This window comes from Micromonospora sp. DT68, from assembly GCF_049847245.1.
Classification (GTDB): Bacteria; Actinomycetota; Actinomycetes; order Mycobacteriales; family Micromonosporaceae; genus Micromonospora; species Micromonospora profundi.
Genome location: NZ_JBNCNZ010000014.1, coordinates 116,799 through 140,501, shown reverse-complemented (window position 1 = coordinate 140,501; position 23,703 = coordinate 116,799). Strand labels below are relative to the sequence as shown.

The following is a 23,703-nucleotide window of genomic DNA, read 5'->3' as shown; positions in this document are numbered from 1 at the left end:
CAACACGATGGTGGACCAGTTGTCGTCGTTCGCCGACGAGGTGACGCGGGTGGCCCGTGAGGTGGGCACCGAGGGCAAGTTGGGTGGTCAGGCGCAGGTACGCGGGGTGGCCGGCACCTGGCGGGATCTGACCGACAACGTGAACTCGATGGCGTCGAACCTGACCGCCCAGGTGCGTAACATCGCGCAGGTCTCGACGGCTGTGGCGAAGGGTGACCTGTCGCAGAAGATCACTGTGGATGCCCGGGGCGAGATCCTTGAGTTGAAGTCGACCGTCAACACGATGGTGGACCAGTTGTCGTCGTTCGCCGACGAGGTGACGCGGGTGGCCCGTGAGGTGGGCACCGAGGGCAAGCTTGGTGGTCAGGCGCAGGTAAAGGGTGTCTCCGGCACCTGGCGTGACCTGACCGACAACGTGAACTCGATGGCGTCCAACCTGACCAGCCAGGTCCGCAACATCGCCTCGGTGACCACCGCCGTGGCGAAGGGTGACCTGTCGCAGAAGATCACCGTCGACGCGCAGGGCGAGATCCTTGAGCTGAAGTCCACTGTCAACACGATGGTGGACCAGCTCTCGTCGTTCGCCGACGAGGTGACCCGCGTGGCCCGCGAGGTGGGTATCGAGGGCAAGTTGGGTGGTCAGGCGCAGGTAAAGGGTGTCTCCGGCACCTGGCGCGACCTCACCGAGAACGTCAACCAGCTCGCCTCGACGCTCACCACCCAGTTGCGCGCCATCGCCCAGGTGTCCACGTCGGTGACCCGGGGTGACCTGACCCAGCGGATCGCCGTCAAGGCGCAGGGCGAGGTCGCCGAGCTGAAGGACAACATCAACCAGATGATCGTCACCCTCCGGGAGACGACAAAGAAGAACGCCGAGCAGGGCTGGCTGGACTCCAACCTGGCCCGTATCGGCGGCCTCCTGCAGGGCCAGCGGGACCTCGGCGAGGTCTGCCGCATGATCATGACGGAGGTGACCCCGCTTGTCGACGCCCAGCTCGGCGCCTTCTTCTTGGCCGACGAGACCGACGGCAGCGTGCGACTGCGACTCACCTCGTCCTACGGGTACGTGGCGCGGGGGCACGACGTCACATTCGGCCCGGGCGAGGGACTGGTCGGTCAGACCGCGCTGTCCCGCCGGACGATCCGGGTCAGCGCCTCCCCGAACAGCAGGCTCACGCTGCGCTCCGGCCTGGCCGAGACACCACCGTCGGACCTTGTCGTGCTCCCCGTGCTCTTCGAGGGGGAACTGCTCGGGGTGATCGAGTTCGCCAGCGTGGCGGCCTTCTCCGAGCTGCACCTGTCGTTCCTGGAGCGGCTCGTGCTCACCATCGGCATCGCGGTGAACACCATCCAGGCCAACCGGCGTACGGAGGAACTGCTGGCCCAGTCGCAGCGGCTGGCGCACGAGCTTCAGGAGCAGTCCGCGGAGTTGCAGCGCACCAACGCCGAGCTGGAGGAGAAGGCCACGCTGCTCTCCGAGCAGAAGGGCAACATCGAGACGAAGAACCGGGAGATCGAGCTGGCCCGCCTCGGCCTCGAGGAGAAGGCGCAGCAGCTCACCCGTGCCTCGGCGTACAAGTCGGAGTTCCTGGCCAACATGAGCCACGAACTGCGTACGCCGTTGAACTCGCTGCTGCTGCTGGCACGCCTGTTGGCGGAGAACTCGGAGCAGAATCTCAACCCGAAGCAGATCGAGTTCGCCCGTACGATCCACGGATCCGGCTCGGACCTGCTGCGCCTCATCGACGACATCCTCGACCTGTCCAAGATCGAGGCGGGTCGGATGGACGTCGAGCCGACCGAGATCCGGTTCGCCGAGATCCGCAACTACGTCGAGCAGGCGTTCGCGCCGCAGGCGGAGGAGAAGAACCTGGACTTCCAGGTACGCGTCAGCAAGGACCTGCCGCCGGCGCTGATCACCGACGCGCAGCGGTTGCAGCAGATCCTGCGCAACCTGCTCTCCAACGCCGTGAAGTTCACCGACAACGGCGCGGTGACGCTGCGGATCGCCCCGGCGGCGGAGAACGCGGTCTTCGACGTACCGGCGTTGACGAACGCCCAGCAGGTAATCGCCTTCACTGTGATCGACACCGGGATCGGCATCTCCGACGACAAGCTGTCGATCATCTTCGAGGCGTTCCAGCAGGCGGACGGCACTACCAGCCGCCGCTACGGAGGCACCGGCCTGGGCCTGTCGATCAGCCGCGACCTGGCCCGGCTCATCGGTGGCACCATCACCGTGTCGTCGGCGCCCGGCCAGGGCTCGACATTCACCCTGTTCGTACCGCAGGTGTTGGCACCGGACGCGGTGGTCGCGCCGGCCCCTCCGTCACCGCAGCGCGCCGGCCTGCCGTCGTCACTGCTGATGCCGCCGCTGGAGCTGCTGCCGGAGCGGCCGGAGGCACCGGCCACCCGCCAGTTGGACGGTGCCACTGTGCTCATCGTGGACGACGACGTACGAAATGTCTTCGCTCTGACCAGCGCGTTGGAGCTGCACGGCATGACCGTGTTGTACTCGGACAACGGGGCGGACGGCGTCCGCCTGCTGGCCGAGCACCCGGAGGTGGACATCGTCTTGATGGACGCCATGATGCCGGACCAGGACGGATACGAGACGACCCGGCAGATCCGCCGTAACCACCGGTTCGCCGACCTTCCGGTCGTCTTCCTGACCGCGAAGGCGATGCCGGGTGACCGCGAGTCGGCGCTCGCGGCCGGGGGAAGCGACTACATCACCAAGCCGGTCGACCTCGACGATCTGATCGAGTTGATGTCGTCCTGGATCAACGGAAGCCGCAACGAGGAGACGTCGTGACCCAGATGGCCAAGGCGCTGCTCGTGGACGACCGGCGACAGAATCTGACGGCGCTGGAGGCGATCCTTCAGGGCCTGCCGGTTCAGTCGGTGGCGGTGGAGAGCGGCGAGGCGGCTCTCAAGCAGTTGTTGGTGGACGACTTCGCGGTGATCCTGTTGGACGCGCAGATGCCGGACATGGACGGCTTCGAGACGGCGAGCCACATCAAGCGCCGGGAGCGGACCCGGCACGTACCGATCATCTTCCTCACCGCCGCCGACCGGGACGCCCAGCTCGCGTTGCGCGGTTATCAGGTGGGGGCTGTGGACTACCTGACAAAGCCCTTCGACCCGTGGGTCCTGCGGGCCAAGGTGTCGGTATTCGTCGAGCTGTGGGTGAAGACGCGGCAGTTGGCCGCACAGTCGGACCTGGTCCGGGAGCGCGACACGCAGTGGCGACGCCTCACCGACGCTGTCGACGAGGCAACCGCCCTGCTCCGCTCCGGCGACCCGGAGAACCGCGAACGCGCGATGGAGATGCTGGAACAAGCCCGCTGGGGCGCCAACCCGTAAACCGCAGTCAACTCCACCCTCGGGCCGGTGGCCGGGGGTGGGGTCAGCCGGCGGGTTGGTCGTTGCGGATCATCAGGGCGCTGCGCAGGCCGGTGATGTCCAGGACGCGGATCAGGAAGTCGCCCACGTGGGTGAGCATCAGCAGGCTCTGCGCGTGGCTGGCCTTGCGGCTGAGGACGACAAGGGTGCCCAGGCCCTGCGAGTCGCAGAAGGTGACGCCGCCGAGGTCGAGAACGATCCGTGGCGGCGGGTCGGCGAGCACCTCGTTGACGACGGTGGAGAGCTGGGCGGCCGTGAGCATGTCGATCTCACCGGCCAGGCGCAGCACTGCTTCGTCGCCCGTCCGGTGTAGCGTGATGGACAGTTCGGCACGATCCACCCGGCCAGCCTAGCGCGATCCGCACGACCTGGCCTGTCGAGATCCGTGAGCCCGCGCGCCGGCCCCCACTTCAGCTCCGTCTCGCCCACCGCCAGCCCCGCGTCGATGCCGCTGCTGAGCGCCCGGGGCGGGTGAGCCGGGTAACCCCTGCGTGGGGTGGCTGCGGATTGGCAGGTCGGCGCTGACACAATGGCCGCATCGTGACCGACATCGTTTCCGCCGGATCTGGCCGTTACCCGGCCGACGCGCCGGCCTCCGAGGCCCTGTTCCACCGCGCTCGCGCCATCGTGCCGGGCGGGGTGAACTCCCCCGTGCGCGCCTTCCAGGCGGTCGGCGGCACCCCGCGCTTCATGGTCCGTGGCGAAGGCCCCTGGCTGTACGACGCCGACGACCGCCGGTACGTCGACCTGGTCTGCTCGTGGGGTCCGCTGATCCTCGGCCACGCCCACCCGGAGGTGGTGGACGCCGTGCAGGCGGCTGCCGCCCGTGGCACCAGCTTCGGCACCCCCACCCCGGGCGAGGTGGAACTGGCCGCCGAGATCGTCGACCGGACCCCGGTCGAGCAGGTACGCCTCGTCAACTCGGGCACCGAGGCCACCATGTCGGCGATCCGGCTGGCCCGGGGCTTCACCGGCCGCTCCAAGATCGTCAAGTTCGCCGGCTGCTACCACGGGCACGTCGACGCCCTGCTCGCCGCCGCCGGATCCGGCGTGGCGACCCTCGGCCTGCCCGACTCGCCAGGCGTCACCGGCGCGGCGGCAAGCGAGACGATCGTGCTGCCGTACAACGACATCCGGGCCGTCGAGGAGGTCTTCGCCGCCGAGGGCCAGCACATCGCCGCGGTGATCACCGAGGCCGCGGCCGGCAACATGGGCGTTGTGGCTCCCCGCGACGGGTTCAACTCCCAGCTCGCGCGGATCGCGCACGCGCACGGCGCCCTGCTCGTCATCGACGAGGTGATGACCGGGTTCCGGGTGTCCCGCGCCGGCTGGCACGGCCTCGACCCCACCGACGCCGACCTGTGGACGTACGGCAAGGTCATGGGCGGTGGCCTGCCCGCCGCGGCGTTCGGCGGGCGCGCGGAGATCATGGCGCGGCTGGCCCCGGCCGGCCCGGTCTACCAGGCCGGCACGCTCTCCGGTAACCCGTTGGCCTGCGCCGCCGGCCTGGCCACGCTGCGACTGGCCGACGACGCGCTCTACCAGCGCCTCGACGACACGGCCGCAGTCGTGGGCAAGCTCGCCTCCGACGCGCTTGCCGCCGCCGGGGTCCCGCACCGCCTGTCGTACGCGGGCAGCATGTTCTCGATCTTCTTCACCGATGCCGACGTCGTCGACTACGACAGCGCCCGCACGCAGCAGGTGCCGGCGTTCAAGGCGTTCTTCCACGCGATGCTCGCCGCTGGCGTCTACCTGCCGCCGAGCGCGTTCGAGTCCTGGTTCGTGTCGGCGGCGATCGACGACGCCGCGCTGGAGCACATCGCCAAGGCGCTGCCGACGGCGGCGAATGCGGCAGCAGCGGCCGGTCAAGGGGGTTAGCGGTGAGCGCGAGGAGTGAGCCGGTGTTGCGAGCCCCGCAGTCGCGAACGAAGGCGGCGGCGGTGAGCGCGAGGAGTGAGCCGGTGTTGCGAGCCCCGCAGTCGCGAACAGAGGGGGCACAGCGGTGAGTAAGACGGTGGTCCACGTGCTTCGGCACGGCGAGGTGCACAATCCCGACCAGATCCTCTACGGCCGGCTGCCCGGTTTCCGCCTCTCCGAGCTGGGTGTGCAGATGGCCAAGGCCGCCGCGCAGGGCCTGGCCGACCGGGAGATCGTGCACGTGGTGGCGAGCCCGCTGGAGCGCGCACAGCAGACCGCCGAACCCATCGCCGCCCAGTTCGGCCTGCCCGTCGGGGTGGACGAGCGCCTGATCGAGAGCGCCAACTGGTTCGAGGGCAAGAAGGTGTCCCCGGGTGACGGGTCGTTTCGTGATCCCCGCAACTGGTGGGTGCTGCGGGACCCGGTGACGCCGTCCTGGGGTGAGGCGTACCGGGTGATCGCCGAGCGGATGTTCGCCGCCGTGCACGCCGCCCGGGTCGCCGCCGAGGGGCGTGAGGCGGTGCTGGTTTCGCATCAGCTCCCGATCTGGACGCTGCGCCGTTACGTCGAGCGCAAGCGGCTGTGGCACGACCCGCGCAAGCGGCAGTGTGGTCTTGCGAGCCTGACCTCGTTCCACTTCGACGGCGCGAAGGTGGTGGGCATCGGCTACACCGAGCCGGCCGCGCACCTGATCGCTCTCTCCGCGACAGCCCGGACGGCCAAGGGGGCCTGATGAACTCCCGTAGGTGGACCGCAGGTCTGCTCGCCGCCGTTGCGACGGTGGCGCTGGCGGGCTGCACGTCGGCGCAGGGGCGGGAGAAGACCTGCACGACCACCGCCGAGGGGATCATCGAGTGCGCCCCGGATCAGCGGTCGGCGCCGCCGAAGCTTGCGGGTGAGCTGCTCACCGGCGGCACGTACGACATCAACGAGGCCCGCGGCCAGGTCGTCGTGGTCAACTTCTGGGGTTCCTGGTGCGCGCCGTGCCGTGCCGAGGCTGACGACCTTGAGGCCGTCTACCAGGCGACAAAGGGCTCCGGTGTGGCGTTCCTCGGGATCAACGTCCAGGACCAGCGGGACAAGGCCAAGGCGTTCGAGGAGGGCCGGGTCACCTATCCGAGCCTGTTCGATCCGGCCAGCCGGTTGGCGCTCGACCTGGACATCCCGCCGAACACCGTCCCGGCGACGGTGGTGCTCGACCGGGAGGGCCGGGTCGCGGTGGTGATCCGGGCCGCCGTCAAGCAGGAGGGCCTGCAACCGATCGTCGAGCGGGTCGCAGGCGAAAAACCGGCGCCGGACTGATGGGCGAGACCTTCCGGGAGTTGGCGCTGAGCGGGCCGCTGCTGCTGGCCATCGGCGCGGCGGCGCTGGCCGGCCTGGTCAGCTTCCTGTCCCCGTGCGTGCTTCCGCTGGTCCCCGGCTACCTCTCGTACGTCACCGGCCTGGCCGGCGCCGACCTCGAAGGCAGTGCAAGGAAGGGCACCTTGTTAACGCCTGCGGTAGAGGAAGGGGCCCTTCCTAACACCTCAGCCGACGGCGGGGGCGGTGGCGGGGGCGGCGGCGTCGCCGTACGCGAGCGGACCGCGACGGTCGCCGTCAAGGGCCGGGTGCTCGCCGGGACGTTGCTCTTCATCGCCGGCTTCACAGTGGTCTTCGTCGCCACGGCGATCCTGTTCGCCGGCATCGGCCGGGTCTTCTTCGAGTACGAGCGGCAGCTGGAGATCGTCGTCGGCGCGCTGATCATCGTGCTCGGGCTGGGCTACCTGGGGCTGATCCCCGCTCTGCAACGCGAGTTCCGGATCTCCCGGCTGCCGTCGGCCGGGCTGCTCGGCGCTCCGGTCGTCGGAGCGGTCTTCGCGCTCAGTTGGGTGCCGTGCACCGGCCCGACGCTCGGCGCGGTGATGGGCATGGCGGCCACCAGCGGTCAGAGCGACCGTGCCGTGGTGCTCGCCGTGGCGTACTGCCTCGGGCTGGGGATACCGTTCATCGTCTTCGGGCTGGGCTTCCAGCGCCTGCTCGGGGTCTTCCGCGCCGTCCGGCGCAACAGCCGCTGGGTCACCCGGATCGGCGGCGCCCTGCTCCTGCTGATCGGCCTGGCGCTGGTCACCGGCGGGTGGCAGAACTTCGTGATCTGGCTGCAGACCACCGTCGGGGTGGGCGAGGTGAGCATCTGATGACGGCCGTCGACGATCGGCCGCAGACCGAGGCCCCGGCGCCCCGGCGCCGTCCCAACCGGCTGCTGGCGTTGCTGCGTAACTCGTGGCGGCAACTGACAAGCATGCGTACGGCGCTGATCCTGCTCTTCCTGCTGGCTGTCGCCGCGATCCCCGGCTCGGTGCTGCCCCAGCGTGGGGTCAGCCCGGAGCGGGTCAACCAGTACTTCATCGACCACCCCGAATGGGCGCCCCGGCTGGACCGGATCGGCGCGTTCGAGGTCTTCGGCTCGGTCTGGTTCTCGGCGATCTACCTGCTGCTGTTCACCTCGCTGATCGGCTGCATCACGCCCCGGCTGCGTGACCACGTCCGGGCGCTGCGCTCCCGGCCCCCGGCCGCTCCCAAGCGGATGGCGCGGCTGCCGCAGCACGCCGTGCTGCCCGCCCCGGACGGTGGCGCGGCTGCTGTCGCCGAGGTGCTGCGCAAGCGGCGCTGGCGGGTGGAGGTGCGCGGCGACGAGGTGTCCGCCGAGAAGGGCTACCTCAAGGAGACCGGCAACCTGCTGTTCCACACCTCGCTGATCGCCGTGCTGATCGGTGTCGCCCTCGGGTCGTGGTACGGCTGGAGCGGTAACCGGCTGCTTGTGGCCGGCGCGGACAACGCCTTCTGCAACACCCGTCAGCAGTACGCCGAGGCGAACCTCGGCCCGCAGGTGGACAGCGCCGACCTGCCCGGCTTCTGCCTGCGGTTGGACGACTTCCAGGCCCGGTTCCTGCCGTCCGGCCAGCCGGAGTTCTTCAACGCCACTGTGACTGTCGACGGCCCGGACGAGCCGACGCGTCAGGCGGACTTCTCGGTGAACTCGCCGCTGCGGCTGAACGGGGCGAACGTCTACCTGCTCGGCCACGGGTACGCCCCGCTGATCCGCTACACCGACCGGTTCGGCAACAGCCAGACAAGCGACCTTCCGTTCCTCACCACGGGGGACATGGGTCTGACAAGCGAGGGTCTGGCCGCCTTCCCGGACGCGAACGTCGATCCCGCCACCGGGCAGCGCGTACCCGATCAGCAGGTGGCGTTCACCGGCATCTACCTGCCCACGGCCCCGCCGGAGGCGCCGTTCGTCCGCTCGGAGTACCCGACGGAGCGCAACCCGTTGCTGAACCTTGTCGCGTACCGGGGCAACCTCGGTATGGACGCGGGCATCCCCAACTCGGTCTACCAACTCGACCAGCGGCAGGTGAGCGCCGGGAAGGTCAAGGAGATCGGCACGAAGGTGCTGCGCAAGGGCGAGACCTGGACGCTCGACGACGGCACGACCGTCGAGTTCCTGGGCACCGAGCGGTACGTCACGCTCTCCGTCCGGTACGACCCCGGCTCGACGATCCTGCTGGTGAGCTGTGGTTTCCTGCTGGTCGGGCTGATGGGCTCGCTGTTCGGGCGGCGTCGCCGGGTGTGGTTCCGGATGCTGCCTGCCGACCCCGGAGAAGGATCTCCGACGGGCGGTAGTAGCTTGATGGAGGCCGGTGGGTTGCCGCGCACCGACTATCCAGGGTTCGCCGACGAGTTCGCCCAGCTCGTCACCGCTGTGGGCGGAGACGACAAGGCGGCCGGGCGAGCCGGCACCGACACTGAATCCAGTGGCCGGACCGGTGTGCGAGAAGGGACCGAGTGATGTCCGCGCTCTCCGACAATCTGGTGACCTTCGCGATCCTCGTGTACCTGATCGCGATGATCAGCCACGCCGTGGAGTACGCGCTCGGCAACGCGCGTGCCCGGGTGGCCGCGCCGGCCGCCGAGCGTGAGCTTGTCGGCGCCGGGGTCGGTGGCACCGGCTCGACGCCGCCGTCCACGACGCCCCCGACGCTGGCGGTGGTCCACAGCTCGGCGCGGCGTGCCCGGATCGCCGGCCTCGTCGCGGTGGCCGCCACCGCGGTCGCCGCCGTGCTGCACCTCGCGGCCCTGGTCACCCGCGGCATCGCCGCCGACCGGATGCCCTGGGGCAACATGTACGAGTTCGTGCTCACTGTGACGTTCATCGGCGTCGTGGCCTGGCTCGGTGTGCTCTGGAAGCTGCCGTCGCTGCGCAAGCTCGGGCTGTTCATGACCTTGGTGATGGTGCTGCTGGTGGCCACCGCCGAGCTGGTGCTGTACGTGCCGATCGTTCCGCTGGTGCCGGCTTTGAACTCGTACTGGTTCATCATCCACGTGTCGACGATCGTGTTCGCGTCCGGCATCTTCATCTTCGGCGCGGTGCCGGCGGTCGGCTTCCTGATGCGCAACGGGTACGAGCAGGGCAAGCGCAGTTTCCCGTACACCCTGGCCAAGCGGTTGCCCGACGCGGGCAGCCTGGAGCGGCTGACCTTCGTGCTGCACGCGTTCTCCTTCCCGATCTTCACCTTCGCGGTGATCGCGGGCGCGATCTGGGCCGAGGCGGCCTGGGGTCGGCCGTGGGGTTGGGACCCGAAGGAGACCTGGGCGTTCATCTCCTGGGTGGTGTACGCCGGCTACCTGCACGCGCGGGCCACGCCGAGCGTCAAGCGCAACGTGGCCACCTGGCTGGCGGTGCTCGGCGTCCTCACCGTGCTGATGAACCTGTTCGGCGTGAACATCTTCTTCACGGGCCTGCACTCGTACGGCGGTCTGGACTGATCGTCGGCGCGGCTGCCGCTTCCGGGACGCTGCTTCAGTGCTGCTTCCCGGCGGTCGGCAGATCGAGTGCGCCGCGGCGGCCGGGGCGAAGAACGGCCCGCTGTAGCCGCCGCCACTGAGCAGGCGGCTGGCGACGAACCAGGAGAGGGTGGCGGCGAGCGTCACCTGCGCCACAAGCGGCCAGCCGGTCCGCAGGTGCGCCCACGCGCCGCGCAACCAGTTCGCCACCCGGGACAGGTCGTCTCCCCTCGTCGTCGCCGACTGGTCAACGACTCAGCTTGGACGCCGGTTAGCGGGGGCGCCAGTCGCGCAACGCCCGCTCGATCTGGACGGTGACCTGGTAGGAGACCTCGGGAAGGTCGGCCAGCTCGATCCGCTCACCGCGCAGCGCCAGTTGCGCGTGCAGTTCCCGGGCGACGGTGTCGCGGAGCTCGACCAGCAGAGGCGACAACCCGTCCGGGTCGCCGACGACGTACGCGTCCGACATCCCTTCAGCATGGGCCGCAGTGGGCTCTGCGGACCAGAGCGGGTGAGATTTACCCGCCGGGCTTGCCTCTGCCCGTGGATCTGCCAGGTGTCGCCTGCGGGCGCGGTCAGCCGCCGAACCAGCCGGGCATGTCGAGGCGGAACCAGTTGGCGGAGGCCACAGTGCTCAGGTCGTCCTCCAGGGCGGCGACCCGGTCCGGGCCGAGGGTCGCCACCCAACGCTTTCGAAGCTGGTCGAAGATCTGCGCCGAGCGGTGCAGCCCGTCGGCGCCGCGTGGTGTCACCCGGACGAGCCGTCGGCGGGCGTCGGCGGGATCGTCGATCCGTTCCAGGTAGCCGGCGGCGACGAGCCTGTCGACAGTCTTGCCGGCTGCCTGTTTCGAGATGCCGAGCCGTTGGCCCAGCTCGGTGGCGGTGGTGCCGTCCATCCCCACGGCCTGGAGCACGAAGCCGTGCAGCGGTCGCAGCTCCGGGTGCCCCTGCCGGGCCAGCTCGGCGTGCAGGTCGTCGATGAGCGTGCGGAAGCCGGCCAGCAGGAGCAGCGGCAGCGCGTAGCCGGGCCGCGCGGCTTCAGCGGTTGCCATGTTCGACAACCACGTTTACTATTCCGTAAACCACGTTGACTATCCTACGGGACGTGTCCCTCGGCGTCCCCACCCACGCCGCGAGAGCAGGTAGCCGTGCCCGTCTTCACCGCACACACCGCCGACACCGCGCCCGCCGCCGCCCGGCCGACCATCGAGGGGGTACGCCGTCGGTTCGGCTGGCTGCCCGCTCCGGTCGCTCTGATGGCCGAGTCGCCCCAGCTGCTCAGCGGTTTCCTCACCGCCAACAAGGGCTTCGAGCAGACCGACCTCTCGCCGCTGGAGCGGGAGGTGGTCGTGTTCGCCGTCGCCACCACCAACGAGTGCCACGTCTGCGTCGCCCTGCACACCGGCACGCTCGCCCGCCTCGGCGCGACCGCCGAGATGGTCACCGCGCTGCGCGCCGGGAGCCCGTTGCCCGAGCCGCGGCTGGAAGCGCTGCGCCGGTTCACGCTCGCCGTGCTCGACCATCGGGGAGCGGTGCCCGACGACGAACTGGAGGAATTCCTGGCCGCCGGCTACCAACCCCGGCACGCGCTGGACGTGGTGCTCGGCGTCGGGACGTACACCATCTCGACATTCGCCAACCGGCTCACCCGCGCACCACTCGACCCGCCGCTGTCTCCTCACGCGTGGACGCCCACTGCCTGACCCGCCGCCCAGGTCGCTGTTGATCCACTCGGCTTCCGTGAAACCGGTGTATCCCGGCGCGGGACACCCCGATTTCCTGGAAGCCAAGTGGATCAAGCGCAGCCGCGCCGGGCCGGTCATCGCAGGTGTCACACCACCCGCCTTCGTCGGAGGGGCACCCGGTGCGGGAGACTGGGCGGCATGGCGGCTCGTGGCTTCCCCTACAACGATCTCAAGGACTTCCTCGCGGCGCTGGAGCGTGCTGGGGAACTGCGCCGGGTCGACGTCCCTGTCGACCCCACCCTGGAGATCAGCGAGGTGGTCACCCGCACAGTGCGTGCCGGTGGGCCGGCGCTGCTCTTCGAACGTCCGACCCGGGGCGAGATGCCTGTGGCGATCAACCTGTTCGGCACCGAGAAGCGGATGGCCATGGCTCTCGGGGTGGAGAACCTCGACGAAATCGGCCAGCGGATCGGCGAGATGCTCAAGCCGGAGCTGCCGCAGGGCTTCTCGGGCATGATGGGCGGCCTTGGCAAGGTCATGCAGCTCAAGTCGATGCCGCCGAAGAAGGTCAAGACCGCCCCGTGTCAGCAGGTGGTCTACCGGGGCGACGACGTCGACCTCAACCGGCTGCCGGGGTTGCAGGTGTGGCCGGGTGACGGCGGCATCTTCCACAACTTCGGGCTGACCCACACGAAGGACCCGGAGACCGGCAAGCGCAACCTCGGGCTGTACCGGCTCCAGCAGCACTCGCACAACACGATCGGCATGCACTGGCAGATCCACAAGAACTCCACGGCGCACCACGCGGTCGCCGAGCGGCTCGGGCAGCGCCTGCCGGTGGCCATCGCCATCGGCGCCGACCCGGCGGTCGCCTACTCGGCAAGCGCGCCGCTTCCCGCCGAGATCGACGAGTACCTGTTCGCCGGGTACCTGCGGGGTGAGCGCGTCGAGATGGTGGACTGCCTGACCGTGCCGTTGCAGGTGCCGGCGCACGCGCAGATCGTGCTGGAGGGCTACATCGAGCCGGGCGAGCGTATGCCGGAGGGGCCGTTCGGTGACCACACAGGCTTCTACACGCCTGTCGAGCCGTTCCCGGTGATGCACATCGAGTGCATGACCATGCAGCGCGACCCGGTCTACCACTCGATCGTCACGTCCCAGCCGCCGCAGGAGGACCACGGCCTCGGCAAGGCCACCGAGCGGATCTTCGCGCCGCTGCTGCGCTTCCTGATCCCGGACATCGTCGACTACGACCTGCCCGCCGCCGGTGTCTTCCACAACTGCGCGATCGTGTCGATCCGCAAGCGCTACCCGAAGCACGCGCAGAAGGTCATGAACGCGATCTGGGGCGCGCACATGATGTCCCTGACCAAGCTGATCGTGATCGTGGACGAGGACTGCGACGTCCACGACTACAACGAGGTCGCGTTCCGCGCCTTCGGCAACGTCGACTACGCCCGCGACCTGCTGCTCACCGAGGGTCCGGTGGACCACCTGGACCACGCCTCGTACCAGCAGTTCTGGGGCGGCAAGGCGGGCGTCGACGCGACCCGCAAGCTCCCCACCGAGGGCTACAACCGCGGCTGGCCGGAGGAGATGACAATGGCTCCCGAGGTGACGGCCCTGGTCGACAAGCGCTGGAAGGAGTACGGGATCTGATGCCCGTCGACGACTCCCGCGATCTTGCACTTTCGGCCCCCGATTCGCCCTCTTCCTCCCCTTCTGCCCCGGCAGGAAGTGCAAGATCGCGGGGGAGGGTGCGGGCGTTCCTGGATCTTGTGGCTATCGAGCACTCCGTTTTCGCGCTTCCGTTCGCCTTCCTTTCGGCGTTGACCGCCATGCAGGTTTCCGGCGGGCGGGTTCGCTGGGTCGACCTGCTCTTGATCACTGTGGCGATGGTCGGGGCGCGGACGTTCGCGATGGCCGCCAACCGGATCCTCGACCGGCAGATCGACGCGCGGAACCCGCGTACCGCCGGGCGGGAACTGGTCACCGGGGCGGTGAGCGTGCGAACGGCCTGGACCGGCGCGGCCGTCGCGCTTGTGGTCTTCCTCGCCGCCGCCGCCCTGCTCAACCCGCTCTGCCTGGTGCTGGCGCCGCTCGCGGTGGTGCCGCTTGTGGTCTACCCGTACGGCAAGCGGTTCACCAACTGGCCGCACGCCATCCTGGCGATCGCCCAGGCGGTCGGGCCGGTAGGCGCGTGGCTGGCGGTCACCGGCACCCTTGACGGGTCCTGGCCGGCCTGGTTGCTCGGTGCGGCGGTCGGGCTGTGGATCGGCGGTTTCGACCTGATCTACGCCTGCCAGGACTCCGAGATCGACAAGGAGATCGGCGTGCACAGCGTGCCCGCCCGGTACGGCAGGCGCTTCGCGCTGCACGCCTCCACAGTGGCGCACGTGGTGACCTTCGGGCTCTTCGTGTGGTTCGGGGCGCTCGTCGGGTTCGGCTGGCTCTGGTGGGTAGGCCTGGCGCTGACCGCCGTGGCGTTCGCCTACCAGCACCTGGTGGTCACCCCGACCGACCTCAGCAAGGTCAACCGGGCGTTCTTCACCGCCAACGGGTTCGTCGGCATCGCGCTGTTCGTGTTCGCCCTGCTCGACCTGGTGATCCGGCTCGACCTGCGCCCCTGACAGTTGCGATGGCGGCAGACGGCGGCGGTGCGCTCGGCACCGCCGCCGTTCGCGTGCTGCCACCCACATTGTTCTAACAACACTAGAACAAGTATTCTTTAAGCGTGCTCTTCCGCATCGACCCCTCGCTCGACGAGACGCTGTTCGCCCAGCTCGTCACGCAGGTACGCCTCGCCGTGGCCCAGGGCGTGCTCCAGCCCGGCGAACGGCTGCCCGCCGCCCGCGAGCTCGCCGCGTCGCTCGATCTCAACGTGCACACAGTCCTCCGGGCCTACCAGCTACTTCGAGACGACGGGCTGATCGAGCTACGACGCGGACGCGGGGCCATCGTCACCGCCCGGCCCGCAGCCGACCACGCCAAGCTGCTGGCCGCCATCGACGAGGTCGTACGCGAGGCGCGCGCCCTGCACTTCTCCCCGGAAGCCACAGCCACGCTCCTCAAGGAGGCGTTCTCATCATGACCACCGGCACCGCGCCCGCCCGTGACACGCGTCGGCGGACGCGCCTCATCGGCCTGACGGTCACCATCGTCGGCCTCGTGATCCTTGCCGGGGCCGCCGCTGTGGCCCTCTCCTGGCGTGGCGACCTGCCCGACCCGGTGGCGACACACTGGAACGCCCAGGGCAGGCCCGACGACTTCATGTCCCTCGGTGCCATTGTCTGGGCCGGTTCCGGTATTGGTGCCCTGCTGGTGCTGGGGTTCGGCGCGGTCACGACGCTGTGGGGGCAGTCCGCGGTGAACCGCCGCATCGGCGCCGCGACCACCCTCTGGCTGGCGCTCTTCATGGCCCTCGTGCTGCTCGGCACCCTGCACGGGCAGCTCGGCCTCGCCGACGCCCGCACGGCCGGCGGGGTCGGCGGCGCGCTCGCGCTGGCGATCGTCGCCTCCCTCGTCCCGGCTGCGCTCGTCGGCCTGCTCCTGCCCGGTGACCCGCCCCAGCCGGCCGACGCCCCCGTCGCGCCCGAGGCGTCCCGCGTCCCCCTCGCGCCGGGCGAGCGGGCCGTCTGGATCGGGCGCACCGGCGCCGGACCGGGGATCGCCCTCGGCGCGGTCTCGATAGCCGTCCTGGTCACGCTCGCCGTCGTCAGCGGCATGTGGGGGCTGCTGATCGTCGCGGCGCTGCTGGTCGCGGTCTTCGTGGCGATGTTCGCCTTCACCGTCCGGGTCGACGAGAGCGGCCTGCTGGTCCGGTCGTCGGCAGGCTGGCCGCGTACCCACGTCCCCCTCGACGAGGTGCTGCGCGCCAGCGTCGTCCAGGTCCACCCGCTGCGCGAGTTCGGCGGCTGGGGCTGGCGGGTGGGCCGCGGCGGCCGGGTCGGCATCGTCCTGCGTACGGGCGAGGGTCTGCTCGTCGAGCGGACCGGCGACCGCTCGATCGTCGTCACGGTCCCCGACGCCGGCACCGCCGCCGCCCTGCTCAACACCCTCGCCGACCGTCAACGGCAGGCCCGCTGAGCGGCGGCGTCAACTGCGGGCTGCCGAATACCTGTCGCTCTCCAGTGACCAGTCGATCGTGCCACGCACCGAGCAGGCGATCCCCTCCACGTGCGCGGCGACCGCCGGGGCCAGCTCGGGGCCGAAGGACGGGATGGTGGCCCGCAGCTCCATGAACCGTCCCATCGTCGTGCGCCAGCGGTCCACCGCTGCCTCCACGGCCCGCCCGTGCGGCAGGTGCTGCTCCCGCGCGATGACCAGCACCAGGTTGTGCCCGCCCGAGGTGACCCGGTCCCTCTCCAACGACACCAGGTCGTTGAACCAGGAGAGCAGGTCGTTGCCGGTGGCCGCCAGCTCTCGCAGCGCGGGGTGGTGGTAGACGGCGTCCGGCAGCGCGTGACCGGTCACGAATTCGATCATGGTGTACGACACGTACGCCGCCGAGGTGGCCCGGCGCAGCTCGACGTACTCGGTGACACCGGGAAGGTGGCCCCTGGTCTTGTTGTCCGCCTCCGTGCGGTTGCCGGCCAGGTGGTGGGCGACGGCGTCGGCGAAACGCCGCTGCCAGGTCGGCGGCATCCGCGCCTGCGGGGCCTGCCACGAGTCCACGAGCATCCGTCGCAACGGGCCCCGGAACCCGGCCGGGCGGGCGTGGGTGTCCTGGCGTAGTACCTGGAGCACCCCGTCCCGCAGTGCCGCGACGTCCGCCCCGCTGGCGCGGTGTGGCCCGTCGCAGGCGTCGTCGAGCAGGAAGAACCAGGTCCACAGCGCGGCGACCGTACGCAGGTCTGCGGCGCTCGCGTCGGGATAGAGCCGGCCGGCGTACCAGGCGATGCGACCGGCGTCCAGCTCGCGCAGGGCGACGTCGTCAAGGGGCAGGTCGAAGCGGCGTACCCAGCCGGCCAGCCATTCCTGGGTCGTCTGGGCGTGCGGGGAGCACCGGGAGGGCAGGGGACATTCGGCCCGTAGCGTGCGGGCTGCCGCCGCCGTCATCGGTCGTACCGCCCCTCGGGTCGCTGCACAGCGGTGATCCTCCCCGTCCGAGCATGGCAGAAGTCAGGTGCCGATGATGTCCCCGCTGGCACTGCGGACGGGCCAGGGCGGGGGTCATGGCACGGCGCACGCGCGGACCAGGCAGGCTTGGGGCATGCGCGAACCATGGGTGATCGGTGTGTCCGGAGCCTCCGGAACGCCGTACGCGGCGGCGGTCATCGGCGGACTCCTGGACGCGGGGGAGCCGGTGGACCTGATCGTGTCCCGGGCCGCGCGGCTCACAGTGCTCGACGAGACCGGCCGGCCGTTCCGTGACGCGCACTGGGCCGAGGACCTCGCCGCCTGGCTCGGCCGGGACCTGACCGGCGCGGACGTGCGGCACTGGCCGGCGGGTGACCTGGCGGCCGGGCCGAGCAGCGGCTCCTACCGGGTACGCGGGATGGCAGTGGTGCCGGCCAGCACGGCGGCGTGCGCGGGCATCGCGATCGGGCTATCCAAGGATCTGCTGCAGCGTGCCGCCGAGGTGAACCTGAAGGAGCGCCGACCCGTGGTGGTGGTGCCCCGCGAGACCCCTGTGACGCGCAGCCACCTGGAACATCTCATCGAACTGCACGACGCCGGTGCAGTGGTGCTGCCGGCCAGCCCAGGTTTCTACGGCGCCGGCGCGGCGGCAAGCGCGCAGCAGTTGGTCGACTTCGTGGCCGGCAAGGTGCTGGATGCGCTCGGCGTGCCACACACCCTGTTCCGGCGGTGGTCCGGGCAGCTCGGCGCGAGCCGGAGCTGAGCAGTCCGCACAGCCCGCCCGGTCACGCCGGTAGGCGGGCCGTCATTGCGCGACGCGGACCGGACTGGCGCCCGGTCCGCGTGACGATGTCCGCACCAGTTCAGTACATGCCCGCATTGGCCGGACCCGGCCCGGTGGATGCGGCCGGACCCACATTGCGTGGCTTTCCGACCTCGTCCACCTCGTCAAGCATGCCCTCCCCCTCAAGCAGGGCCCGCACCTCGGATTCCCGAAATCGGCGATGCCCGCCTGGAGTCCGGATGCTTCCTATCCGGCCGGCCGCCGCCCATCGCGTCACAGTCTTCGGGTCCACCCGAAACAGCGCGGCGACCTCACCCGGTGTCAGCAGGCGATCTCCAGTGTCCACAGCCCCCTCCTCGCGTCGACGAAGCCCCTGGCTGAACACACTGCCCCCGGCTGGTGCGAGCCCAGAGCCGTCATGAGGGACGTATGGCAATTACAGCACCAGGGACCTGGCCTGTCCGCCAAAACGCGAAAAATGCACTGAGTGGGAAGTTAGTAAATGGTACTGGCGCAACCCCTGCCTTGACAGTCGGTTTGTGAACAGTCACTCACTGTTCTGCCCAACGGGAGCCGGAGGCATCGCGTTACGCCCAACCCGTTAAGGTCACTCTCCGTGGACGCCATCGACCTGAGCCTCGTCGATCTGCTGCGCGGCAACGCCCGCCTCTCGTACGCCGAACTGGCCCGGCAGGTGGGCCTCTCCGCCCCCGCCGTCCACGAGCGCGTCGGCAAGCTGGAGAGCAACGGCGTGATCCGCGGCTACCGCGCGGACGTGGCACCCGAGTCCATCGGGCTGGGCGTCACGGCACTGATCGGCATCGTCGAGGACTCCGGCGCCGACTCCGACGACATGCTGGAATCGCTGCGGGTGCTGCCCGAGATCGAATCCTGCTACTTCATGGCCGGCGTCGAGTCGTTCCTCCTCAAGGCGCGGGTCGGCACGATCGCCGAGCTGGAGCAGTTGATCGTGCGGCTGAACCGGACCCCCGGCGTCGCCTCCACCCGCACCGCCATCGCCCTGTCCACCAAGTGGGAGAACCGCCCCCAGCCGGTCGGCCAACCGCCCGCCTGACCCGCGTACCCCTGGTGTCGCGCCGCCGCACGGCGGTAACGTGCGCCGATGACCTCGCCGGGAACCGGGGTGGCAGTGGTGACCGGGGCCGCCGGCGGCCTGGGCCGCGCCGTCGCCACCGCGCTGCACGCCGACGGCTGGCCGGTGCTGCTCACCGACCTCGACCCGGACGCGGCAGCCGCTGCCGCCGCGCCGGTCGGCGGCTGGTCGGCCGCCCTGGACGTCCGCGACGAGGCCGCCTGCGCCGAGATCGCGGCGACCGCCGCGAGCCGGGGCGACCTCGGCCTCTGGGTCAACAACGCGGGCATCCTGGTCACCGGGCCCTCCTGGGAGCACGACGGGCCGACCCGCCGCCGGGTGTTCGACGTCAACACCCACGGGGCCATCAACGGGACGCTCGCCGCGCTCGCCGTGATGCGCGGGCAGGGTCACGGCCACGTCCTGAACATCGTCTCGCTGGCCGGGCTCATCGCCGCGCCCGGCGAGACGGTGTACGCCGCCAGCAAGCACGCCCTGTTGGCGTTCAGCCTCGGAACGCTCAGCGACCTGCGGATTGCCGGGTACGGGCGGGTGCACGTGTCCTGCCTCTGCCCGGACGGCATCTGGACGCCGATGCTGCACGACCGGCTGGACGACCCCGGCGCGGCGGCCTCGTTCACCGGGTCGATGCTGACCCCGCAGCGGGTGGCTGCCCGGGCCGCCCGGCTGGCTCGCCGACCCCGTCCGGTCGTCAGCCTGCCCCGCTGGCGCGGTGCCCAGGTCCGGCTGCTGGACACCCTGCCCCGGCTTGCCGTCGGGCTGACACCCATCGTCCAGGCCGTCGGCCGGGCCGGACAACGCCGCCAAAGCCGGCGAACTACTCCAACGGACCGGAACTGACCACCGCCGGCCTGCTTGCTAGGTTTCCGGCGTGACTCATCTCGACAGGTGCGACGAGGCCGGCCGCAGCTGGGTGACCGAGGCCATCGCCGCCGTCGAGGCGGACGCGAACCGTTCGGCCGACACCCACCTGCTGCCGTTTCCGCTGCCCCGGGCCTGGGGGATCGACCTGTACCTCAAGGACGAGTCGTCGCACCCCACCGGCTCGCTCAAGCACCGGCTGGCCCGCTCCCTCTTCCTCTACGGGCTCTGCAACGGCTGGATCGGGCCGCGTACGACGATCATCGAGGCGTCCTCTGGCTCCACGGCGGTCTCCGAGGCGTACTTCGCGCGGATGCTCGGGCTGCCGTTCATCGCCGTGATGCCCGCCTCCACCTCACCGGAGAAGATCGCGCAGATCGAGTTCCAGGGCGGCCGGTGCCACCTGGTGGACGATCCCGCGAGCGTCGTGGTCGAGGCCCGCTGGCTGGCCGAGGACTCCGGCGGCCACTTCATGGACCAGTTCACGTACGCCGAGCGGGCCACCGACTGGCGGGGCAACAACAACATCGCCGAGTCGATCTACGCGCAGTTGGAGCTGGAACGGCACCCCATCCCGGCCTGGGTGGTGGTGGGCGCCGGCACCGGTGGCACCAGCGCGACCGTCGGCCGGTACGCCCGCTACCGCAGGCTGTCCACCAAGCTCTGCGTGGTGGACCCGGAGAACTCCGCCTTCTATCCGGCCTGGCTGGCGGCCGACTGGTCGGTGGAGACCGGCAAGGGTTCCCGCATCGAGGGGATCGGCCGTCCCACGGTGGAGGCGTCCTTCGTGCCCGCCGTGGTGGACCGGATGGTCCAGGTGCCGGACGCGGCCTCGCTCGCCGCCATGCGCGCCGGGTCGGCGGTGCTCGGCCGACGGGTCGGCGGCTCCACCGGCACCAACCTGTGGGGTGCCTTCGGCCTGATCGCCGAGATGATCGCCGAGGGCCGGACCGGCTCGGTCGTCACGCTGATCTGCGACCCCGGTGACAGGTACGCCGACACGTACTACGCCGACGACTGGTTGGCCGCCCAGGGCCTCGACCTGGCACCGCACGCCACCACCATCGAGCGTTTCCTTACCAGCGGCGTCTGGTCGGCCTGAAACGGCCGGTCAGCGCGGGTCGATCCGCTCGGCCAGGCCGGGATAGCGCACCACGTAGCCGTCGGCGTCCACATCGATGTCGGCGGTGAACGTGCCGCTGGCGAACCGTACGCGGCCCGGCCCGACCCCGGTGTAGATCTGCTCGGCCGGCACCACCTCCAAGCCGGGCAGCAGCACCCAGGCGACGGTGATCCGCCGTGGCATGTCGGCTGGACTGCCCGCCAGCCCGAGCCGGCGCACCGGCAGGGCGTTGAACAGCGAGGAGCCACTCAGGTCGACGTCGATCGCGTCGGCCAGACGGTCCGGATCGTCGGTGCCCGGCAGGCCGGCCCGGTGGTGCCCGGCCGCGACAAGCGCCGCGTCCAGGTCACCCTGCTCGGCGGTGGTCACCCGCCACCGGCCCGCCGCCCGCTCCAACGTCACCCGGCGCATCCAGCCTGATCCCTCGGCCTCGATCTCGACGCGGGACGCGCTCCAGTCGGGCGATGTGGCCACCTGGTAGCGGGCCGTGAAGGGCACCGGGTCGACCGCCAGCAACGTGCCCCGGGCCGACAGCCCGTTCCTGTCGTCGAGCAGGGCCTGCTCACTGCCAGCGGTGTCCGTCCGGGACCAGAAGATCGACTTCGGCATGGTCGCCATGAGCCGGACGTTACGCGACCGCGCCGCCCTTGGCAGCGCATGCGCGAACGCCGTCGCGGAGCAAGGCTCCGCGACGGCGTCCGTCAGATCAAATGATCAGTGGGTACGCGCCGGCGGCCGCCCGAAACCGCGCCGGTCATCCCGCGGCCTGTCGTCACGTGGCCGGTCGTCCCGAGTACGGCCCTCGGAGCGGTAGCCACCCCGGGTGTCCCGGTCCGCGAAACGCCGCTCGCCGGCCGGCCGGTCACCCCGGTCCGCCTGCGGACGGTCGCCGTAGCGCCGCTCGCCGCTGGGCCGGTCGCCGAACTGCCGGTCGCCGTAGCGCCGCTCACCCTGCGGACGGTCGCCGTAACCGCGCTCGCCGCTGGGCCGGTCGCCGTACTGCCGATCGCCGGTGGGCCTGTCGCTGTAGCGGCGCTCGCCCTGCGGACGGTCGCCGTACTGCCTGTCACCCTGCGGGCGGTCGCCGAAGCGGCGCTCACCACCAGGACGGTCGCCCCGGTCACCGAACTGCTGACGATCGCCGAAGCGGCGCTCACCAGTGGGCCGGTCGCCGTAGCCCCGGCTGTCCCGGTCGGCGTAGCGGCGCTCACCCTGCGGACGGTCGCCGTAGCCACGCTCGCCGGTCGGACGGTCGCCGTACTGCCGGTCGCCGGTCGGGCGGTCGCCGAAGCGGCGCTCGCCGGTGGGCCGGTCGGCGTAGCGCCGCTCACCCTGGGGGCGGTCGCCGAAGCGGCGCGGGCCGCCGGAACGGTCGTCGAAGCGGCGTGCGCCGCCGGAGCGGTCGCCGTAGCCCCGAGGCTCCGCCTCCACCCGCACCGGGATGCCGCTGGGCTCGCGGGCACCGATCAACTCGGCCAGCATCGGGTCGCCGAGCCGTACCCGGGCCTCGGCCGGTGCCACGCCGGCCTTCTCCAACATGGCGAGGGTCGTACGCCGCTGCTTGGGAAGCACCAACGTGGCGACCGCGCCCGACTCGCCAGCGCGGGCGGTGCGCCCGGCGCGGTGCAGGTAGTCCTTCGGGTCCTTCGGCGGGTCGACGTGCAACACGAGGGTCACTCCGTCGACGTGGATGCCGCGTGCCGCCACGTCAGTGGCGACCAGGACGTTCATCCGGCCCTCACGGAACTCGGCGAGCGTCTTCGTCCGCATCCGCTGGGTCTTGCCGCCGTGCAGCCCACCGGCGCGCACGCCGACGGCCGCGAGTTGCTCGACAAGCCGGTCCACGCCCAGTTGGGTACGTGCGAAGACCATGGTCCGGCCGTCACGGGCGGCGATCGAGGCGGCCACCGGGAACTTCTCGTGCGGCGGGATCAGCAGCATGTGGTGGTCCATGGTGGACACCGATGCGGTCGACGGCGCGGTGGAGTGGGTCACCGGGTCGTTCATGAAGCGCCGGACCAGCGCGTCGACGTCGCCGTCGAGGGTGGCCGAGAAGAGCAGACGCTGACTACCGGCGGGCGTCTTTGCCAGCAGTTCGGTCACCTCGGGCAGGAAGCCCATGTCGGCCATCTGGTCGGCCTCGTCGAGCACCGTGACCTCGACGTCGTCGAGCTGGCAGATGCCCCGCTCGATCAGGTCGCCGAGCCGGCCCGGGGTCGCCACGATGATCTCGACGCCGCGTCGGAGCGCGTCGATCTGGCGGTCGTACGGAACTCCGCCGACGGCGGTCTTGAGGAAGATGCCGACGGCCTTGCCCAGCGGCACCAAGGCGTCGTTGACCTGCATGGCCAGCTCGCGGGTGGGGACCAGGACCAGGGCGCGGGGCCGCAGTGGCCGGGCCCGGTTGCGGTCGGCGAGCCGGGCGATCATCGGCAGCCCGAAGGCGAGCGTCTTGCCCGACCCGGTCTGGCCACGGCCCAGGACGTCCCGGCCTGCGAGCGCGTCCGGAACGGTGGCCCGCTGGATCTCGAACGGGGAGGTGATGCCCTGTCGGGCAAGTGCGCGAACCAACGGCTCGGGCAGGCCGAGGCCGGCGAAGTCGACCGCCTCGGTGATCTCGGTCGACGTGGGCTCGACCGCCATGGCCTCGCCCGGAGCAGTCTCGGTCGGGTCGATGGCTGTCGCTGCGGCCTGCGCCGGGGCGGCGTCGGAAGTTGCCGGGGCGGCGTCACGCGGCGCCACCGCACTGGGGTCGAAAACGGTCGGAACGGTGCTGGTGTCAGCAGAGGTGGTCAACAAATGCCTTTCGAGCGGGGCGCATCTTCGCGATGGCCTGCCGCGGCTGTGCCGCCGGATCGCCCGCAAGACCGCCCAGGGGCGCGCACCACACGCGCCGGGTCAGTGATCCCGA

24 protein-coding genes are annotated in these 23,703 nt (G+C 70.6%); 17 read left to right on the top strand and 7 right to left on the bottom strand.

What is annotated here, in order from left to right; genetic code table 11:
- Both ACPXB1_RS23385 and ACPXB1_RS23380 read left to right on the top strand, forming a co-directional pair.
- On the top strand, window positions 1–2,815 hold a 2,815-nt coding region (locus ACPXB1_RS23385), incomplete at its 5' end, for a HAMP domain-containing protein (RefSeq protein WP_425735774.1).
- Window positions 2,812–3,366 (top strand): response regulator, encoded by a 555-nt coding sequence (locus tag ACPXB1_RS23380; RefSeq protein WP_355587954.1) that lies wholly within the window; start codon window positions 2,812–2,814, stop codon window positions 3,364–3,366. The genes ACPXB1_RS23385 and ACPXB1_RS23380, both read left to right, overlap by 4 nt.
- Window positions 3,367–3,409: 43 nt before the next feature.
- Here the strand turns inward: ACPXB1_RS23380 and ACPXB1_RS23375 are convergent, their stop codons facing one another.
- Complete coding sequence (locus tag ACPXB1_RS23375) at window positions 3,410–3,745, bottom strand: STAS domain-containing protein (RefSeq protein ID WP_053652159.1); 336 nt, start codon at window positions 3,743–3,745, stop codon at window positions 3,410–3,412.
- A gap of 200 nt (window positions 3,746–3,945) precedes the next feature.
- Between ACPXB1_RS23375 and hemL the strand changes: the two genes are divergently transcribed.
- From hemL to ccsB, 6 genes are all read left to right on the top strand, one after another.
- Window positions 3,946–5,283: a glutamate-1-semialdehyde 2,1-aminomutase gene (hemL, locus tag ACPXB1_RS23370; protein WP_355587956.1), complete on the top strand. Its 1,338-nt coding sequence runs from the start codon at window positions 3,946–3,948 to the stop codon at window positions 5,281–5,283.
- 124 nt (window positions 5,284–5,407) lie between these two features.
- Complete coding sequence (locus tag ACPXB1_RS23365; protein ID WP_355587957.1) at window positions 5,408–6,055, top strand: histidine phosphatase family protein; 648 nt, start codon at window positions 5,408–5,410, stop codon at window positions 6,053–6,055.
- Window positions 6,055–6,624 carry a TlpA family protein disulfide reductase gene (locus tag ACPXB1_RS23360; protein WP_355587959.1) on the top strand — a complete coding sequence of 190 codons (570 nt, stop codon included), beginning with the start codon at window positions 6,055–6,057 and terminating at the stop codon, window positions 6,622–6,624. Before ACPXB1_RS23365 ends, ACPXB1_RS23360 begins: the two co-directional genes overlap by 1 nt.
- Window positions 6,624–7,496 (top strand): cytochrome c biogenesis CcdA family protein, encoded by an 873-nt coding sequence (locus ACPXB1_RS23355; protein ID WP_355587961.1) that lies wholly within the window; start codon window positions 6,624–6,626, stop codon window positions 7,494–7,496. The genes ACPXB1_RS23360 and ACPXB1_RS23355 overlap by 1 nt, the downstream gene beginning before the upstream one ends.
- The gene (resB, locus tag ACPXB1_RS23350; RefSeq protein WP_355587962.1) at window positions 7,496–9,151 is read left to right on the top strand and encodes a cytochrome c biogenesis protein ResB; all 1,656 of its coding nucleotides are present in this window, start codon (window positions 7,496–7,498) and stop codon (window positions 9,149–9,151) included. Before ACPXB1_RS23355 ends, resB begins: the two co-directional genes overlap by 1 nt.
- Window positions 9,151–10,128: a c-type cytochrome biogenesis protein CcsB gene (gene ccsB / locus ACPXB1_RS23345; protein WP_355587963.1), complete on the top strand. Its 978-nt coding sequence runs from the start codon at window positions 9,151–9,153 to the stop codon at window positions 10,126–10,128. Before resB ends, ccsB begins: the two co-directional genes overlap by 1 nt.
- A 289-nt stretch (window positions 10,129–10,417) precedes the next feature.
- Here ccsB and ACPXB1_RS23340 read toward each other — a convergent pair whose 3' ends face one another.
- The gene (locus ACPXB1_RS23340; protein WP_355587965.1) at window positions 10,418–10,615 is read right to left on the bottom strand and encodes a hypothetical protein; all 198 of its coding nucleotides are present in this window, start codon (window positions 10,613–10,615) and stop codon (window positions 10,418–10,420) included.
- A 106-nt stretch (window positions 10,616–10,721) separates the two neighbouring features.
- Window positions 10,722–11,198, bottom strand: coding sequence for a MarR family winged helix-turn-helix transcriptional regulator (locus ACPXB1_RS23335; RefSeq protein WP_355587967.1), 477 nt, complete (start codon window positions 11,196–11,198; stop codon window positions 10,722–10,724).
- Between the two features lie 96 nt (window positions 11,199–11,294).
- Between ACPXB1_RS23335 and ACPXB1_RS23330 the strand changes: the two genes are divergently transcribed.
- From ACPXB1_RS23330 to ACPXB1_RS23310, 5 genes are all read left to right on the top strand, one after another.
- Window positions 11,295–11,849, top strand: a complete 555-nt coding sequence (locus ACPXB1_RS23330) for a carboxymuconolactone decarboxylase family protein (RefSeq protein ID WP_355587969.1) — start codon at window positions 11,295–11,297, stop codon at window positions 11,847–11,849.
- 180 nt (window positions 11,850–12,029) lie between these two features.
- The gene (locus ACPXB1_RS23325; protein ID WP_355587971.1) at window positions 12,030–13,490 is read left to right on the top strand and encodes a menaquinone biosynthesis decarboxylase; all 1,461 of its coding nucleotides are present in this window, start codon (window positions 12,030–12,032) and stop codon (window positions 13,488–13,490) included.
- Window positions 13,490–14,461: a menaquinone biosynthesis prenyltransferase MqnP gene (gene mqnP / locus ACPXB1_RS23320; RefSeq protein WP_425735773.1), complete on the top strand. Its 972-nt coding sequence runs from the start codon at window positions 13,490–13,492 to the stop codon at window positions 14,459–14,461. The genes ACPXB1_RS23325 and mqnP overlap by 1 nt, the downstream gene beginning before the upstream one ends.
- Before the next feature lie 104 nt (window positions 14,462–14,565).
- A complete protein-coding gene (locus tag ACPXB1_RS23315) occupies window positions 14,566–14,922 on the top strand; it encodes a GntR family transcriptional regulator (RefSeq protein WP_053652183.1) in 357 nt (118 codons plus the stop codon).
- Window positions 14,919–15,917: a DUF1648 domain-containing protein gene (locus ACPXB1_RS23310; RefSeq protein WP_355627470.1), complete on the top strand. Its 999-nt coding sequence runs from the start codon at window positions 14,919–14,921 to the stop codon at window positions 15,915–15,917. The genes ACPXB1_RS23315 and ACPXB1_RS23310 overlap by 4 nt, the downstream gene beginning before the upstream one ends.
- A gap of 9 nt (window positions 15,918–15,926) precedes the next feature.
- Here ACPXB1_RS23310 and ACPXB1_RS23305 read toward each other — a convergent pair whose 3' ends face one another.
- Window positions 15,927–16,889 (bottom strand): terpene synthase family protein, encoded by a 963-nt coding sequence (locus ACPXB1_RS23305; protein WP_355587977.1) that lies wholly within the window; start codon window positions 16,887–16,889, stop codon window positions 15,927–15,929.
- Between the two features lie 154 nt (window positions 16,890–17,043).
- Here ACPXB1_RS23305 and ACPXB1_RS23300 point away from each other — a divergent pair, with 154 nt between their 5' ends.
- Window positions 17,044–17,673: a UbiX family flavin prenyltransferase gene (locus ACPXB1_RS23300; protein WP_355587979.1), complete on the top strand. Its 630-nt coding sequence runs from the start codon at window positions 17,044–17,046 to the stop codon at window positions 17,671–17,673.
- Window positions 17,674–17,773: 100 nt separating this feature from the next.
- On the opposite strand, the gene ACPXB1_RS23295 is transcribed toward ACPXB1_RS23300, so the two are convergent.
- A complete protein-coding gene (locus tag ACPXB1_RS23295; protein WP_007454516.1) occupies window positions 17,774–18,040 on the bottom strand; it encodes a BldC family transcriptional regulator in 267 nt (88 codons plus the stop codon).
- 270 nt (window positions 18,041–18,310) lie between these two features.
- Between ACPXB1_RS23295 and ACPXB1_RS23290 the strand changes: the two genes are divergently transcribed.
- The 3 genes from ACPXB1_RS23290 to ACPXB1_RS23280 are packed head-to-tail and all read left to right on the top strand — an operon-like array spanning window position 18,311 to window position 20,771.
- The gene (locus ACPXB1_RS23290) at window positions 18,311–18,769 is read left to right on the top strand and encodes an Lrp/AsnC family transcriptional regulator (RefSeq protein WP_053652188.1); all 459 of its coding nucleotides are present in this window, start codon (window positions 18,311–18,313) and stop codon (window positions 18,767–18,769) included.
- 48 nt (window positions 18,770–18,817) lie between these two features.
- The gene (locus ACPXB1_RS23285; RefSeq protein WP_355587981.1) at window positions 18,818–19,648 is read left to right on the top strand and encodes an SDR family NAD(P)-dependent oxidoreductase; all 831 of its coding nucleotides are present in this window, start codon (window positions 18,818–18,820) and stop codon (window positions 19,646–19,648) included.
- Between the two features lie 31 nt (window positions 19,649–19,679).
- On the top strand, window positions 19,680–20,771 hold the full coding sequence (locus ACPXB1_RS23280; protein ID WP_355587983.1) for a PLP-dependent cysteine synthase family protein: 1,092 nt from the start codon (window positions 19,680–19,682) through the stop codon (window positions 20,769–20,771).
- Window positions 20,772–20,780: 9 nt separating this feature from the next.
- Here ACPXB1_RS23280 and ACPXB1_RS23275 read toward each other — a convergent pair whose 3' ends face one another.
- Window positions 20,781–21,401 carry a putative glycolipid-binding domain-containing protein gene (locus tag ACPXB1_RS23275; RefSeq protein ID WP_355588487.1) on the bottom strand — a complete coding sequence of 207 codons (621 nt, stop codon included), beginning with the start codon at window positions 21,399–21,401 and terminating at the stop codon, window positions 20,781–20,783.
- A 105-nt stretch (window positions 21,402–21,506) separates the two neighbouring features.
- The gene (locus ACPXB1_RS23270) at window positions 21,507–23,435 is read right to left on the bottom strand and encodes a DEAD/DEAH box helicase (RefSeq protein WP_355588489.1); all 1,929 of its coding nucleotides are present in this window, start codon (window positions 23,433–23,435) and stop codon (window positions 21,507–21,509) included.
- Between the last annotated feature and the right edge of the window lie 268 nt (window positions 23,436–23,703).

Coding starts and splice junctions, on each gene's coding strand:
- ACPXB1_RS23335 (WP_355587967.1), bottom strand. CDS start 11,198: ATGGCAACCGCTGAAGCCGCGCGGCCCGGCTACGCGCTGCCGCTGCTC.
- resB (WP_355587962.1), top strand. CDS start 7,496: ATGACGGCCGTCGACGATCGGCCGCAGACCGAGGCCCCGGCGCCCCGG.
- ACPXB1_RS23325 (WP_355587971.1), top strand. CDS start 12,030: ATGGCGGCTCGTGGCTTCCCCTACAACGATCTCAAGGACTTCCTCGCG.
- ACPXB1_RS23285 (WP_355587981.1), top strand. CDS start 18,818: ATGACCTCGCCGGGAACCGGGGTGGCAGTGGTGACCGGGGCCGCCGGC.
- ACPXB1_RS23300 (WP_355587979.1), top strand. CDS start 17,044: ATGCGCGAACCATGGGTGATCGGTGTGTCCGGAGCCTCCGGAACGCCG.
- ACPXB1_RS23340 (WP_355587965.1), bottom strand. CDS start 10,615: ATGTCGGACGCGTACGTCGTCGGCGACCCGGACGGGTTGTCGCCTCTG.
- ACPXB1_RS23270 (WP_355588489.1), bottom strand. CDS start 23,435: ATGGCGGTCGAGCCCACGTCGACCGAGATCACCGAGGCGGTCGACTTC.
- ACPXB1_RS23310 (WP_355627470.1), top strand. CDS start 14,919: ATGACCACCGGCACCGCGCCCGCCCGTGACACGCGTCGGCGGACGCGC.
- ccsB (WP_355587963.1), top strand. CDS start 9,151: ATGTCCGCGCTCTCCGACAATCTGGTGACCTTCGCGATCCTCGTGTAC.
- ACPXB1_RS23355 (WP_355587961.1), top strand. CDS start 6,624: ATGGGCGAGACCTTCCGGGAGTTGGCGCTGAGCGGGCCGCTGCTGCTG.
- ACPXB1_RS23360 (WP_355587959.1), top strand. CDS start 6,055: ATGAACTCCCGTAGGTGGACCGCAGGTCTGCTCGCCGCCGTTGCGACG.
- mqnP (WP_425735773.1), top strand. CDS start 13,490: ATGCCCGTCGACGACTCCCGCGATCTTGCACTTTCGGCCCCCGATTCG.
- ACPXB1_RS23275 (WP_355588487.1), bottom strand. CDS start 21,401: ATGCCGAAGTCGATCTTCTGGTCCCGGACGGACACCGCTGGCAGTGAG.
- ACPXB1_RS23305 (WP_355587977.1), bottom strand. CDS start 16,889: ATGACGGCGGCGGCAGCCCGCACGCTACGGGCCGAATGTCCCCTGCCC.